Consider the following 15,293-nt stretch of genomic DNA (forward strand, 5'->3'; position numbering starts at 1 on the left):
CAAAGTTTTCAGACGACCCCATTTCGACTGGTAATCCGCCCCCTCTCCCGTCCGGCGGGAGAGGGCTGGGGAGAGGGTGGCTCTACGGGTTGTACGAATTTATTTGACCTAAACCTCAAAAGCCACCCCTATCCTAACCTTCCCCCGCCGGACGGGGGAAGGGACAAGTTGTCGTTGCGGCAATAAGTAGCGTAGGTTTTGCTCATGAGGTGAATACACGGACAAAGATAACTGATTCAGATTATTAGGTGGCAGATTTCGTGGGCGTAGCCCACGCTACGGGTTGGATTTCCAATTTAATTGAATAAAACCTGCGTTGATTGTATAAAAAATGAATCCAAGGTCGTCTGAAAATTCCCAACCGCCATCACTCAAGCCGTATTCCTCTTTGTTTGGAATACGGCTTTTCGTTTCTGCCGGTTTATTTCTTCTGCCACGCTTGGCGGAGGTATTCGATGTGGTCGGGGAGGGCGTAGAAGGGGGTGTTGCCGTGGTTGGCGTTGGGGTAAAGGGTAAATTGTGCGTCTGCGCCGAGGTGTTGGAGGGTGCCGGCAAGCAGTTTGGCTTGGGCAACCATTTCCCTGCCGATTTGTTCGGGGCGGTTGCTGCGGCCTTCGTGTTCGCCGACGCTGATGCGGACGGCGGTGTCGGCGGGAAGGGCGGACGGAAGGAAGTCGAGGACACGGCGGTTGTGCCACCAGACGGAGGGGGAGGCGAGCAGGTTGTGTTTGAAGCGGTCGGGGGCGGTGAAGAGGGAATAGAGTCCGAACAATGCGCCGAAGGAGTGTCCGAACAGGGCTTGTTCTTTGAGGTTGACGGGGTATTTGGAGGCAAGGGTCGGGGCGAGTTCGTGGTCGAGGAAGACGGCGAAGCGGTCTGCTTGTCCGTATTGGCGGCGGTCTGCTTCGGTGGCGGTTTCGGGCAGGGGCGGGGTGTAGTCGAGGGCGCGTTGGGTCAGGTCGCGGACTTCGCCGTTGGGGTAGCCGATGCTGACGATGAGGCAGGCGGCGCGGCTTCGGGTCATGGGGTTGATGAGCAGGGATTGTGCCATGCTGAGGGCGGCGGGAAAGAAGGCGTCACCGTCGAGGATATGGAGGACGGGATAGCCTTGTGGGGGCGGGTCGCCGATGGCGGCGGTTTGGATGCGGTAGCTGCGGCCGGTGTGCTCGGAACGGATGTGGGTTTCTTCGGCTTGCAGCAGGCGGGCGGCTTGCCAGTGTGCGGTGCGTGAGGTCATGGCGGGGTTGTCGGTTGTGTTGGTGGGGTGTGTTGTGTGTGTTATCGGGTTGGCGGATGTTTCAGACGACCTTTGGGCTATATCTGCTGTTTTTTCTATAGTGGATTAACTGTAAACCAGTACGGTGTTGCCTCGCCTTAGCTCAAAGAGAACGATTCTCTAAGGTGCTGAAGCACCAAGTGAATCGGTTCCGTACTATCTGTACTGTCTGCGGCTTCGTCGCCTTGTCCTGATTTAGTTAATCCACTATATTTGAATACATGGACATAAATGATAAAACCGGACAGGTGGTGTTCCCTGCCTGTCCGGTCTGTTTCCGTAATGTGTTGGTCTTCTGGTTTTTGGCGGTGATTTGTTTTCCTTTTGCTTTTCCCGTTTTTAGAAGTCGTAGCGGAGGTTTGCCATCAGGCTGCGCTCCGAGCCGGGAATGTTGAAGGTGTTCGCGCTGCCGACGCGGGCGTAGTAGTGGCGGTTGAAGATGTTGTCGGCATTGATTTGCAGCTTCAGCTTAGGCGTGAAGCGGTATGCCGCCATGGCGTCGAAGGTGGCGTAGCCGCCTGCACGCAGCCCTGCCGCAGAGGAGATGCTGCTCATCGCGTTCACGCCGCCGCCGAGGGTCAGCTTGGGCGTAACTTCGTAAGTCGTCCACAGGTTTGCGCTGTGTTTGGGCATCAGCAGGAAGATGCCGTCGTCGCGCGAGTTGGCGGCGGTTTTGATTTGGCTGTGCAGATAGCTGTAACCTGCGTGGATTTGCCATTTCGGTGTAATCGCGCCGCTGATTTCGGTCTCAACGCCTTCCATCACGCGTTTGCCCAAGGCGGCGTAACGGGTGTTGCGGTTGTTCGGGTTCAGCGGTGCGGCGGCGTTTTTGTCTTTCAGGCGGTAGAGGGAGACGCGGGTGTTGAGGCGGTCGTCCATGTAGCTGCCTTTGTAGCCGACTTCAAACTGGTTGCCTTCGCGCGGTTTGAGCAGGTTGCCGTCGGTGCCGAGGCTGGTTTGCGGCGTGTAGAGTTGGGAGAAGCTGGCGTAGAGGCTGTTGTTGTCGTTCAAGTCGTAAACTGCGCCTGCGTAGCCGGTGAACTTGGTTTTGCTGGCTTTGTGCAACTCGTCGCCTTCGCCCGCTTCGATTTTGTAGTGTCCCAAACGCCAGCCGCCGATGAGCGACAGCCTGTCGACCGGATGGAAGACGGATTTGCCGTAAACACCGAATTCGTCAAGGTTTTCGGTAGCGACGGTATGGCTGTAACCGCGCGCGCCGGCACGGGCGTTCTGCATCAGGTTGACATAGGGAACGGAGTGGAAATCGCCCAAGGCAACATTACGCGCAACGGCTGCACGGCCTTGCTCGTTGGTGCTGCGTAGGCGGTTGTAGTCCGCGCCGACGACGAGTTCGTTTGCGGTGTTGCCCAAGGCAAACGGACGGCTGTAGCTTGCGTCAACCGCGAAGGCTTTTTGTTTGATTTCCGTGCCTAAGCCGACGACGTTTGCCTTATTGTCGGCAGAAAGTTTGTTGGCGGCGAAGGTGTAGTTAGAGTCGGCATCGCGGTCGGAATAGCGCATACCGATTTTGCCGTAGCCGCCGTCGTCAAAATAATGTTTCAAATCGGCGAACACGTCATGGCTGTTCATTTTAAATTTGTTCCAATCCGCGCCGACGAAAGTGTGGTTGGGCAGGGACAGCAAATTGCCGCTGCTGCCGACGGGCAGACCGTTGTACGGCGCGAGGTGGCGTTGCTGGTAGAGATAGCCTACGCCCAAAGTCGTGTCGGGGTTGATGTCCCAATCCGCCGCCGCATAGAAGGTTTCGTGGTGGTTGTTTTTCTCGGCAGGACGGGGAGACGCGCCCGAAGTCTGCGCCATCACACGACCGCGCACGCTGCCGTCGGCGTTCAGAGGACCTGAAACATCGGCTTCAGCTTTATATTGTTTGTGCGTACCGAACCCTGCTGCCGCATGGCCTTGGAACTCTTTGGTCGAGCGTTTGCGCACCAAATTCACAATACCGCCCATCTCGCCGCTGCTGTCGAACAAGCCGCTCGGGCCGCGCATCACTTCGACGCGGTCGAAGGCGAACAGGTTGGGCAGCGTACCATTGATACTCTGCATCTGCGCGGGCAGGCCGTCGATGTTGTATTCGCTGTATTCGTAGCCGCGCGCATAAACCGATGAGCGGCCGTCGTCATTACTCAACACGCGCAGACCCGGCGTTTTGCGCGCCAATTGGTCAAAGGTATCAACGTTGCGGTCTTTTACCTGCTGGTTGGTGATGATGCTGACGGATTGCGGAATTTCGCGTAAAGAAGCGGGAATTTTTGTGCCGACGGTGGCGGCAAACGAGCTGTAATCGCCGTTTTTCTCGGTGGCAATCGCGTTATACGAACGCTGTCCTTTCACATGGACGGTATCCAGCTCGACCGTTTCGGCGGCAAATACAGTGGAAGATAAAGCGGCCACAACGGCAGCAGCGGTCAGATTGGGTCGGAACATCAATTTCTCCGTTCATTGTACAAATGAGAATGGTTGTATTTTATAAGTTTAATATCTGAAATTGTAGAAAAAAACTATCGTTTTCCCGACAATCTCTTGTGAATATGCGACAAGGTCGTCTGAAAACTTTAATTTGGTTTTCAGACGACCTTGTCTTTTTATAGTGGATTAACTTTAAATCAGGACAAGGCGACGAAGCCGCAGACAGTACAGATAGTACGACAAGGCGAGGCAACGCCGTACTGGTTTAAAGTTAATCCACTATATATGCAAATTTTGTTTGAAAGGTTGATTTGTAATTTCGATACAAAATTCAAAAAATTTCATTTTCATATGAATTGCGGCGGGCAAAACAATAGCGATATGGTAAAGGGGGAAGACTCGGCAGCCACTTTTATCAAACTCGTTAAAATTATTTTATTTCAATGTATTAAAAACAGAAAAATCCTGAAAGAGGTCGTCTGAAAACAGCATGCATGGTTTGTGATGTAAGTCAAAGAGAAATGTAACAAAATTACTTATAGTAATCGTAGTGAAAATTTATCGACTTTATTGCCACCTTATATCAAGGAGATACACCATGAACGCATCAGCCGACAATGTCGTCAGCCCCGCCGTAGCCGAGGTCAACAGTTTGGTTGAAAAGGGTTTGCGCTCGTTGGACGAGTTTCGCAAGCTGAATCAGGAGCAGATTGATTATATCGTTGCCAAAGCCTCCATTGCCGCGCTGGACAAACATGGTGTACTCGCCATGCACGCGGTCGAAGAAACGGGACGCGGTGTATTTGAAGATAAGGCGACCAAAAACCTGTTTGCCTGCGAAAACGTCGTGCGCCGCCTGCGCGATTTGAAAACCGTGGGCGTCATCAGCGAAGACGATGTAACCGGCATTACCGAAATCGCCGATCCGGTCGGGGTCGTCTGCGGTATCGTGCCGACCACCAATCCGACTTCCACCACCATTTTCAAATCCCTGATTGCGCTGAAAACCCGCAATCCGATTATTTTCTCGTTCCACCCTTCCGCCCAGCAGTGTTCCGCCCACGCCGCCCAAATCGTGCGCGATGCCGCGATTGCCGCCGGCGCGCCGGAAAACTGCATCCAGTGGATTGAAAAACCGTCTATGGAAGGCACTTCCGCGCTGATGAAACATCCGGGCGTAGCGACGATTTTGGCGACCGGCGGCAATGCGATGGTGGAAGCCGCTTATTCCTGCGGCAAACCCGCGCTCGGCGTCGGGGCGGGCAACGTGCCTGCCTATGTCGAAAAAACGGCAAACATCCAGCAGGCGGCACACGACATCGTGATGTCCAAGGCGTTCGACAACGGCATGATTTGCGCCAGCGAACAAGCCGTCATTGCCGACAAAGAGATTTATAAAGAGCTGGTCGAAGAGTTCAAATCCTACGGCGTGTACTTCGCCAACAAAAAAGAAAAAGCCATGCTCGAAGACTTCATCTTCGGCGTTACGGCAAACTGCGCCAACTGCGGCGGCGCGAAGCTCAATTCCGCCGTTGTGGGCAAACCGGCGGCGTGGATTGCCGAACAGGCTGGGTTTAAAGTCCCTGAAAAAACCAACATCATCATCGCCGAATGCCGCGAAGTCGGCCCCAACGAGCCGCTGACCCGCGAAAAACTCTCGCCCGTACTGGCAATGCTCAAAGCGGATTCCACCGAACAAGGTTTGCAGTTTGCCGAACAAATGGTCGCCTTCGACGGCTTGGGACACTCCGCCGCCATCCATACCGCCGATCATGAATTGGCAAAAACCTTCGGCACCCGCGTCAAAGCCCTGCGCGTGATTTGGAACTCGCCCTCCACCTTCGGCGGCATCGGCGACGTTTACAACGCCTTCCTGCCGTCCCTGACCTTGGGCTGCGGCTCTTACGGCAAAAACTCCGTCGGCGGCAACGTCAGCGCAGTCAATCTGTTAAACATCAAAAAAGTAGGCCGTCGGAGAAACAACATGCAATGGTTCAAAGTACCCGCCAAAATCTATTTCGAGCGCGATTCCATCCAATACCTGCAAGACATGAAAGACTGTGAAAAAGTCATGATTGTGACCGACCGTTCGATGGTCGATTTGGGCTTCGTCGATAAAGTGACCCACCAGCTCCACCAACGCAAGAACAAAGTAACCATCCAGCTTTTCACCGACGTCGAGGCCGATCCGAGCGTCCAAACCGTCTATAAAGGCACCGATTTGATGCGCAGCTTCCAGCCCGACACCATCATCGCGCTGGGCGGCGGCTCGCCGATGGACGCGGCAAAAGCCATGTGGCTCTTCTACGAACAGCCCCAAGTCGATTTTGAAGACCTCGTCCAAAAATTCATGGACATCCGCAAACGCGCCTTCCGCTTCCCCGAGTTGGGCCGCAAAGCCAAATTCATCGGCATCCCCACCACATCGGGCACCGGCTCCGAAGTTACGCCGTTTACCGTCATCAGCGACGGCGACAAAAAATACCCCATCGCCGACTACTCGCTGACCCCGACCATCGCCATCGTCGATCCCGCGTTTACCATGACCGTTCCCGCCGGCGTAACCGCCGACACCGGTCTGGACGTACTGACCCACGCCGTAGAAGCATACGTTTCCGTGCTCGCCAACGACTTTACCGACGGCCTCGCCCTGCAAGCCATCAAGCTCGTGTTCCAATACCTCGAACGCTCCTACAAACACGGCGCGTCCGACCCCGAAGCACGCGAACACATGCACAACGCCTCCACCATCGCAGGCATGGCGTTCTCCAACGCATTCCTCGGCATCAACCACTCAATGGCGCACAAAATCGGCGGCAAATACCATGTTCCGCACGGCCGCGCCAACGCCATCCTGCTGCCGCACGTCATCCGCTACAACGGCACACGCCCGCAGAAAACCGCCACCTGGCCGAAGTACAACTACTACAAAGCCGACCTGAAATATCAGGAAATCGCCCGTACCTTAGGCCTGCCGTGCGCCACCCCCGCCGAAGGCGTAGAATCCTTTGCCCGCGCTTGTCATGAACTGGCGGTCAACGTCGGCATCAAAATGTCGTTCAAAGAACAAGGTCTCGACGAAAAAACCTTCATCGACGGCCGCAAAGAGCTGGCAATGCTGTCCTTTGAAGACCAATGTACCCCCGCCAACCCGCGTCTGGCATTGGTCGCCGACATGGAAGAAATACTGACCAAAGCCTATTACGGCGAATAAGGTTCGCGTAAACCATAAAGCGCAAGAAAAGGTCGTCTGAAAACCACATTTCGGGTTTTCAGACGACCTCTGTTTTTTATATTGTGCCCCACTTATAGTGGATTAACTTTAAATCAGGACAAGGCGACGAAGCCGCAGACAGTACAGATAGTACGGCAAGGCGAGGCAACGCCGTACTGGTTTAAAGTTAATCCACTGAGACCTTTGCAAAATTCCCCAAAATCCCCTAAATTCCCACCAAGACATTTAGGGGATTTTCCATGAGCACCTTCTTCCAGCAAACCGCACAAGCCATGATTGCCAAACACATCGACCGCTTCCCGCTATTGAAGTTGGATCAGGTGATTGATTGGCAGCCGATCGAACAATACCTGAATCGTCAAAGAACCCGTTACCTTAGAGACCACCGAGGGCGTCCTGCCTATCCCCTGTTGTCCATGTTCAAAGCCGTCCTGCTCGGACAATGGCACAGCCTCTCCGATCCCGAACTCGAACACAGCCTCATCACCCGCATCGATTTCAACCTGTTTTGCCGTTTTGACGAACTGAACATCCCCGATTACAGCACCTTATGCCGCTACCGCAACCGGCTGGCGCAAGACGACACCCTGTCCGAATTGCTGGAACTGATTAACCGACAACTGGCCGAAAAAAACCTAAAAGTAGAGAAGGCATCCGCCGCCGTCGTTGACGCCACCATTATTCAGACCGCCGGCAGCAAACAGCGTCAGGCCATAGAAGTCGATGAAGAAGGACAAGTCAGCGGACAAACCACACCGAGTAAGGACAAAGATGCCCGTTGGACAAAGAAAAACGGTTTATACAGACTCGGTTACAAACAACATACCCGCACCGATGAGGAAGGCTATATCGAGAAACTGCAGATTACCCCCGCCAATACCCATGAGTGCAACCACCTGTTGCCTTTGCTGGAAGGCATTGCCGAAGGTACGACCGTCTATGCCGATAAAGGCTACGACAGTAAGGAAAACCGGCAACATCTGGAAGAGCATCAGTTGTTAGACGGCATTATGCGCAAAGCCCACCGCAATCGTCCGCTGACGGAAGTGCAAACCAAACGCAACCGATATTTGTCGAAGACCCGTTATGTGGTCGAACAAAGCTTCGGTACGCTGCACCGTAAATTCCGCTACGCCCGGGCAGCCTATTTTGGTCTGCTCAAAGTGAGTGCGCAAAGCCATCTAAAGGCGATGTGTTTGAACCTGTTGAAAGCGGCTAACAGGCTAAGTGTGCCTGTTGCCGCCTAAAAGGCGGCCCGGATGCCTGATTATGGGGCGTCCGGGGAGGATTAAGGGGGTGTTTGGGTAGAATCAGTGGATATTTGAAACGAAAACAGCCGAAAACCTGTGTTGGGGTTTCGGTTGTCGGAGGAAGGGCTTTTTTGCAAAGGTCTCCCACTATATTTTTAGCAGCCGTAGCGTGGGCTTTGCCCACGAATGAACATAAATAATTTGATTCGGATGTTCGGGCAGAAGGTCGTGGGCGAAGCCCACGCTACGATTTGCTGCAACGGCAACTTGTTCCTTCCCCCGTCCGACGGGGGAAGGTTAGGATGGGGGTGGCTTTATGGTTTTAGGTAAAATCAAATTCGTGCAAACCGTAGGGCTGCTCTCTCCAGCCAGACGGGAGAGCCAGCCGCCCGTAGCGTGAGTTCTACCCACGAATAAACAGAGATGATTGGATTCGGATGTTTGGGCGGGAAGATCGCGGGCGAAGCCCACGCTACGATTTTCTGAAACGGCAACTTGTCCCTTCCCCCGTCCGGCGGGGGAAGGTTAGGATGGGAGTGGCTTTATGGTTCTAGGTAAAATCAAATTCGTGCAAACCGTAGGGCTGCTCTCTCCTGCTAGACGGGAGAGCCAGCCGCCCGTAGCGTGAGTTCTACCCACGAATAAACAGAGATGATTGGATTCGGATGTTTGGGCGGGAAGATCGCGGGCGAAGCCCACGCTACGATTTTCTGAAACGGCAACTTGTCCCTTCCCCCGTCCGGCGGGGGAAGGTTAGGATGGGAGTGGCTTTATGGTTCTAGGTAAAATCAAATTCGTGCAAACCGTAGAGCTGCTCTCTCCTGCTAGACGGGAGAGCCAGCCGCCCGTAGCGTGGGTTCTACCCACGAATAAACAGAGATGATTAGATTCGGATGTTTGGACGGAAGATCGCGGGCGAAGCCCACGCTATGGGTTACTGCAACGGCAACTTGTCCCTTCCCCCGTCCGGCGGGGGAAGGTTAGGATGGGAGTGGCTTTATGGTTTTAGGTAAAATCAAATTCGTGCAAACCGTAGAGCTGCTCTCTCCCTCCAGACGGGAGAGCCAGCCGCCCGTAGCGTGGGTTCTACCCACGAATGAACAGAGATGATTAGATTCGGATGTTTGGGCAGAAGGTCGTGGGTGAAGCCCACGCTACGGGTCGGTTTATCCTGAATCTGTATCCACTTGACGAAGGGTCGTCTGAAAATAAAAATCCTCAATTTTTCAGACGACCTCAATAACAGACTTTCAATTCAATCTACGCTTGCTGGATAGCACCAATAAGAAGGTAATTTTTACAATTGAAATTTACGGCAACTATTTACATTATCTACGCCATAATAATTTTCCGCATCCAATTTATTATTTCTATAAAATATAGGTATTCCTCTAAAATATTTATTTAAATCAATATCTCTATCTCCATCCCCATCACTTAAGGTATGTTTTCCTTTCCAATTAACGTAGTATTTAGAAGGCGCCATAACCAAACACCCGCTTTTATGATTTAAAATCAAAATATTATTAGTTTCATGGTAATGCGAAGAATTTTCTTCCAAATCCTCTACCATGCCTCCTTCTATATGCATAAATATCGAATACTTGCCATCAGGCGAAGATTCCAGATAAACCATTTCAGATACACAATTATCTACTTTATCTTTTTGATAACAGCCATCTTGTAAGGAATATGTTTTTATTCCTTTATTTTTCATTGTATAGCGCATAAAAATATTTTTTTTATTTGGCTTTAAAAACTCTAACTGCCCATAACCCAACAAATTTTGCACTTCATGAACAGGAAAAATATTTTGTTCTGCCATAGCGAAACTACTATAAATAAAGAATAATAAAACGATTCTCTTCATATCAATCCACCCTTGCCGTATTACTCCTACTCGTGCTTAAGCTTCTGCTCCCGCGCCCAGTCCACGATGTCTTTGGGGTAGTACAGATACTGCCGCAGGGAGGTGTCGTCCAAGTCTTTTAAATAGGCGACTGCGGCGGATTCAAAGCTCCAGTAGCCGATATAGCCCCCATATTCGGGATCTTGGTTCAAATGTGTGTCAATCAGGAGATTACCGATTTTTCGGTTGCCTTCGTACCAACCGGAGAGGTAGGTGTTGAGATATTTCAGGGATTCTTCCTTGCTTTCTGCCATGATTGCTTGTAGCAGGGGTTTGCGGAAGTTGTGCCCGCCTTTGGCAAATTTGGCGCTGGGATCAAATTTCGTGGGTAGTGCCATATTCATCAAAGCCCTGAACGAAGGGTCGTAATACATTTCGTCATCGTTATAGGGATTGAGGCTGTCTTTAATGGTTTCCAGCCAATCCATCCGTTCGAACAATAGGCAAAGTCCGATAATGTTGGGTTGCTCTTCTCCCGCCCACTCCTCCGGCCCCCAAATAAACATGATGTCTTCCTTTTGCCCGTATTGCCTGTGTATATCCAGGCATTGCTTACAGTAATAAACTATCTGCTCCATACGCTTCTTGATGTCTTCTATCGGAAATCCTGCGGTGTATTCTGTAAGCATTGTTAAATAAAGTTGTTGAGGCAGTGCGTCTGAAGGAATAGTTGAGTCACTCTTACTTTCTTCTATCCACTCTTGCAGCAGTTGTAGATTTTCAGAATAACTGGTTTTAAAAAAATCTTCTTTAAACAATCCCTGACGGTCTTTATTGCGATCATATTTAACTTGATTGGTCATTTTAGTCCTTTAAATAGACAAGTAAGTTATTTAAATCGTCTGTGGCTAGTTTCTGCATTTTCCTGACGTTTTTTGCATTTTCATAGTCTGCCTGCGCTTTCAGGGAATAAAACAATCGATTCTTTACCTAGAAAATGTGGTCGGCAGGTTTGTGATGGTGGTGTATCACAGCCATATGAACAATTGAACAGGACGACTGCTATTGGTAAAGAGGTCGTCTGAAAACTTTCAGACGACCTTGATAGAGGTTGGATTTCCGCCCCAATCTACGCTTGCTACACTCCTACGGATGTTTTGAAAAAAGCGTTTTCCGGAATAGGCGTCTGCGCTTTTAATGTTTATATCGACGGTATCGGTATTTTTGCCGGAGATAAACTCTACTGGCTGTGACACACTGCCGAACAACACAGCATTATGATAGGAATAGTCCGATTACTCAAAATAGTTATCATAAATCTCCCTTCAAGCTTTTATCGCTGCGCATAATATCCCATATCATTTTTTGACGCTGTTTTCTTTGGATTCCCTCTAATGAGGAAACCAAAAATTTCGTTATAAAATGAAAACTTTGTTCAAATATTTGCTGATGATTGAAATTTTATCTTTTAGGACGGTAGAATGCGGGGTTATTGGATAGGAGACATCCTCTAAAATGTTGGAGCTACCTGATTTGTGGTTCCGAGTGTCAAAATTTGAACAATGAAAGTACCGATCATGCAGGAACCTTATTCTCGTGAGGGGAATAATCCCTCATCTCATTCCGGCTCGTTTTGGGAGCGCGAAGTATTGCGCGAAGTATTGCTGGCTTCTTATAAAGAGCAGCGTAGCGCACGTATTTGGCGCAATATTTGGCGTGTTATCGGTGTGATTTTATTTCTCATGTTTATTGCGTCACTGTTTGGAGACGATACCGATGCAGTGCAAAGCAGCGGGGAGCATACGGCAGTGATCGATTTGAAAGGTGAAATCGGCAATGAACTTGATGATCAGGTTGAGATGCTGCGCACCGGTATGGAGGCGGTTTACAATAACCCCAATGCTAAAGCGATTATCATCCGCGCCAATAGTCCGGGCGGATCGCCTGTGGTTTCCAATATTGCGTTTAATGAAATCCGCCGTATGAAATCGGAGCATAAAGACATTCCTGTGTATGTGGTGGCGGAAGATATGTGTGCATCGGGCTGTTATTACATTGCGGCGGCGGCTGACAAGATTTATGCGGACCCGTCCAGCGTGGTCGGCAGTATCGGTGTGATTGGCGGAGGGTTTGATGCGACGGGGCTGATGGATAAAATCGGTATCAAACGTCGTCTGAAAATCGCGGGCAGCAATAAGGGTATGGGCGATCCGTTTTCTCCTGAAACGCCCGCACAAACTCAGATTTGGGAAAAAATGCTGACCGATATCCATAAGGAATTTATTAAATCGGTTAAACTCGGACGCGGAAAGCGTTTGAAAGATCAGCAGTATTCTGATGTTTTCAGCGGCCGTATCTATACCGGTTCGGAGGCTAAAGAAGTGGGATTGATTGATGATTTCGGCAGCGTATATAGTGTCGCTAGAGATGTCGTCAAAGTCCCTGAGCTGGTGAACTATACGCCTGAAGAAGATTTCGGCAAAATATTGGGTCGCCATTTGAGTGCTGAAATGGAGACTAAAGTTAAAGAAAAACTGTCGAAAATATGGTAACAGGATTTGTCTATTATTCGTTTGTTGCCGCCCCAGGTAAGTGTGGGGTCGTCTGAAAACGTATCTCTTGAGATGTTTGATGATGTTCCATATGCCATTTATAGGTTGGAAGGTAACAAACCAATGACAAAAAAGCGGCTTGGAAGGTGTCCTTGCCGCTTTTTTAAGTCCACTAATATAGGGTAAAGTTATCCGTCTTTCTATTAAAGCGACCGCAGAAGCAGTTTTTTGTATGTCAAACAGTTTTTTGTTGATAATACGAAGGCTCAAGATCGGAGCGGCTGAGGCTGAATGTTTATCATGAAATGCCAAGAAATGTTTGAGGTCGTCTGAAAAGCCATTTTGTCATTTCATCCGTGTGATAAAAGTTTATCAGTCGGCGTTAGCGCCCCCGATTTTTGCATCCAACCCCTTCATATCTTATAAATATTATGATTAATGTCCAACATCTAGATTTTTACTACGGCAATACGCAGGCATTGTACGATGTCTCGGTTGAACTTCCGCAGGGCAGTATTACCGGATTAATCGGACCTAATGGTGCCGGCAAATCCACTTTGATGCGTTGTATGGCAGGATTGGAAATCCCGACATCCGGCGATGTCTTGCTTGACGGCCTGCCTATTCTTGATAATCCGCGCGATAGCTTTTCCAAACTCGGCTACCTGCCTGATTTTTTTGGGTTGCCGGATGGTTTGAGCGTGATCCAGTGCTTAACGTATGCCGCCAAATCCCGCGGTATTCCTGATGCGCGACTTCCCGATTTGCTGCTGGAAACCGTTCGCCTGCTTAATTTGGAACATAAACTGTATGCCAAAGTCAGCGACCTTTCCCGCGGTCAGAAACAGCGTGTCGGTATCGGGCAAGTCATCATCCATCGTCCTAAGTTCTTGCTTTTGGATGAACCTGCCAGCGGTCTTGACCCTGAGGCACGACATGAATTGTCTTTGTTGCTGCTGAAGCTCAAAGATGAAGGCATGAGCATTTTGGTGTCGAGCCATATTCTTTCCGAGCTGGACGAATATTGTTCGCATATGCTGGTTATCAAAGGCGGACGTGTTCAGGCATTTCAATCTGTTAATGATGATGTTAACGAAGATCAGACTGTTTCGCTGCAATTTGTCGGTTTGGATGAATCCATATTCGAGCGGGTCCGCAATACGGAAGGCGTGAAGCAGGCAGAATGGAACAATCATGCCGTTACCGTCATATTGGATGCGGGAGAAGAAGCACGTGCAGCCTTGTTGCGCAAGCTGTTTGAACAAAACCTGCCTTTGAGCGAAGCTGCCGTCATTAAGGCGTCGCTGCTAAACAGTTATCAAAACAGCCTCAATCTCCACGAGCAGGAGCAACAAGAGCAACAGGAGCAAGCAGATGGACAATAAATTGAATATCCCCAAAATCCGGGTTAACGCCGAATTTCAAAGGCTGATGTGGCTCAACATGAGCTGGGGCATGATTGCAGGCATCATCATACTCTACTGCCTGTTTGTTTTTGCCAATGCCAATTCTGAAAACCTGGTGGAATATATTGCCAGCGTCGGTGCGTTCGGTACCGGCATTTCAAATATCGCCCTTTATCTGCAGATTGAGCGCAGTCTGCGCCAAGACGTTTCCAGCAATGCATTTGACCAGTTGCGCATGTCCTCTTTGTCTCCGTGGCAGATGGCTTGGGCGAGGATTGTTGTCGCGCCTTTGACCGGTTGGGTTATTTTCCTTGTCGGCTGGATACTGATCGGCCTAACGATGTTTCATTTCAACCATGAAGACAGCGATGTTTTCATCATATGGTTGACTATGCCGCTCAACTCATGGGCACTCGCCTGCATGATATTGGTCAATGCTTTGCAGTTCAAACGTGGCAACGATCAATGGGAAGGGTCTCTATTACAACTCCTATTGCTGTTTGTCGTCATGGTCATGTTCGTCACCAGTATGTTGACCGCTTTGGAAGATATTCCGGGTTTGCGTGACAATGTGTCCCCAGTATCCCCAATTATTGCTTCCATTATTTCTGTTATCTTATGCAGCGTTGCCGCCCGTGCGGCTATGGCAGAACGCCTGCACCTGCGCTCTTCCCGATTGACTTTTATCGTCCTTGGACTTCTTACGCCTTTAGCTTCAATCAGTTTAGTAAGCAACTATCAACAAGCGCTGTATATTTGCGCTGTAGCTTATGGCGGTATAAGTATTTTGTCTTTGATTACGCAGAAGCAGACGACCTTTTCTTCTATTGGAGAATTTGTCCGTGCGCGCAATAGAAAGTCGAAGTGGGCGATTGCTTCGTTGCCTGCTTGGATGATTCTTTTGCCTTTGGGATTGATTTGTGCCGCATTGGTGTCAGCAGAAATGGTATGGTCATACATAACACCATTCTTTCTCCTCATGCTGCTGGTTTTTTCCATCAACCAAATGAAATGGCGATACAACAACATCACCATCACATTATTGATATACCTGCTTCTTCGAGGTCTTTGGTTCGTGATTGCATCGTAACAGGAGCGTATTTTCTGTTTTGCATCCTGCCTTTCGCCATAGAGAGGTTGGAGGCGGGATAGGATAAAGGTCGTCTGAAAACCGGTTGACAAGGTTTTCAGACGACCTTTTTGTCTATACGCAAATGAATTCGGCTGTATCGAGGCCGTCCATGCTTTTCCGCCTCAAACTCATGTGCAACGGCATTTAAATATCAGTTAAGAAA

At 50.1% G+C, this 15,293-nt stretch carries 9 protein-coding genes; 5 read left to right on the top strand and 4 right to left on the bottom strand.

What is annotated here, in order from left to right; translation table 11 throughout:
* Positions 1-421: 421 nt before the first annotated feature.
* Entirely contained in the window at positions 422-1,237 is an 816-nt protein-coding gene (locus tag H3L95_RS11090) for an alpha/beta hydrolase (RefSeq protein ID WP_003757278.1), read from the bottom strand.
* 378 nt (positions 1,238-1,615) lie between these two features.
* Complete coding sequence (locus H3L95_RS11095) at positions 1,616-3,724, bottom strand: TonB-dependent siderophore receptor (protein ID WP_003757279.1); 2,109 nt, start codon at positions 3,722-3,724, stop codon at positions 1,616-1,618.
* Positions 3,725-4,304: 580 nt separating this feature from the next.
* On the opposite strand from H3L95_RS11095, the gene adhE reads away from it, so the two are divergent.
* Positions 4,305-6,920 (top strand): bifunctional acetaldehyde-CoA/alcohol dehydrogenase, encoded by a 2,616-nt coding sequence (adhE, locus tag H3L95_RS11100; protein WP_182096157.1) that lies wholly within the window; start codon positions 4,305-4,307, stop codon positions 6,918-6,920.
* A 260-nt stretch (positions 6,921-7,180) separates the two neighbouring features.
* Complete coding sequence (locus tag H3L95_RS11110) at positions 7,181-8,188, top strand: IS5 family transposase (RefSeq protein WP_182096158.1); 1,008 nt, start codon at positions 7,181-7,183, stop codon at positions 8,186-8,188.
* Positions 8,189-9,488: 1,300 nt separating this feature from the next.
* Here H3L95_RS11110 and H3L95_RS11115 read toward each other — a convergent pair.
* Positions 9,489-10,016: a hypothetical protein gene (locus H3L95_RS11115; protein ID WP_009312620.1), complete on the bottom strand. Its 528-nt coding sequence runs from the start codon at positions 10,014-10,016 to the stop codon at positions 9,489-9,491.
* Between the two features lie 71 nt (positions 10,017-10,087).
* Entirely contained in the window at positions 10,088-10,903 is an 816-nt protein-coding gene (locus tag H3L95_RS11120; protein ID WP_003758942.1) for a PoNe immunity protein domain-containing protein, read from the bottom strand.
* Positions 10,904-11,617: 714 nt separating this feature from the next.
* Between H3L95_RS11120 and H3L95_RS11125 the strand changes: the two genes are divergently transcribed.
* The 3 genes from H3L95_RS11125 (at position 11,618) to H3L95_RS11135 (ending at position 15,088) form a co-directional block, all read left to right on the top strand.
* Complete coding sequence (locus H3L95_RS11125) at positions 11,618-12,592, top strand: S49 family peptidase (protein ID WP_040668597.1); 975 nt, start codon at positions 11,618-11,620, stop codon at positions 12,590-12,592.
* Positions 12,593-13,023: 431 nt separating this feature from the next.
* The gene (locus H3L95_RS11130) at positions 13,024-13,977 is read left to right on the top strand and encodes an ABC transporter ATP-binding protein (RefSeq protein WP_003758931.1); all 954 of its coding nucleotides are present in this window, start codon (positions 13,024-13,026) and stop codon (positions 13,975-13,977) included.
* Positions 13,967-15,088, top strand: coding sequence for a hypothetical protein (locus H3L95_RS11135; protein WP_003758928.1), 1,122 nt, complete (start codon positions 13,967-13,969; stop codon positions 15,086-15,088). The genes H3L95_RS11130 and H3L95_RS11135 overlap by 11 nt, the downstream gene beginning before the upstream one ends.
* The last annotated feature ends 205 nt before the right edge of the window (positions 15,089-15,293 follow it).

Origin of the sequence: Neisseria sicca (genome assembly GCF_014054945.1) — a bacterium.
Lineage (GTDB): Bacteria > Pseudomonadota > Gammaproteobacteria > Burkholderiales > Neisseriaceae > Neisseria > Neisseria sicca.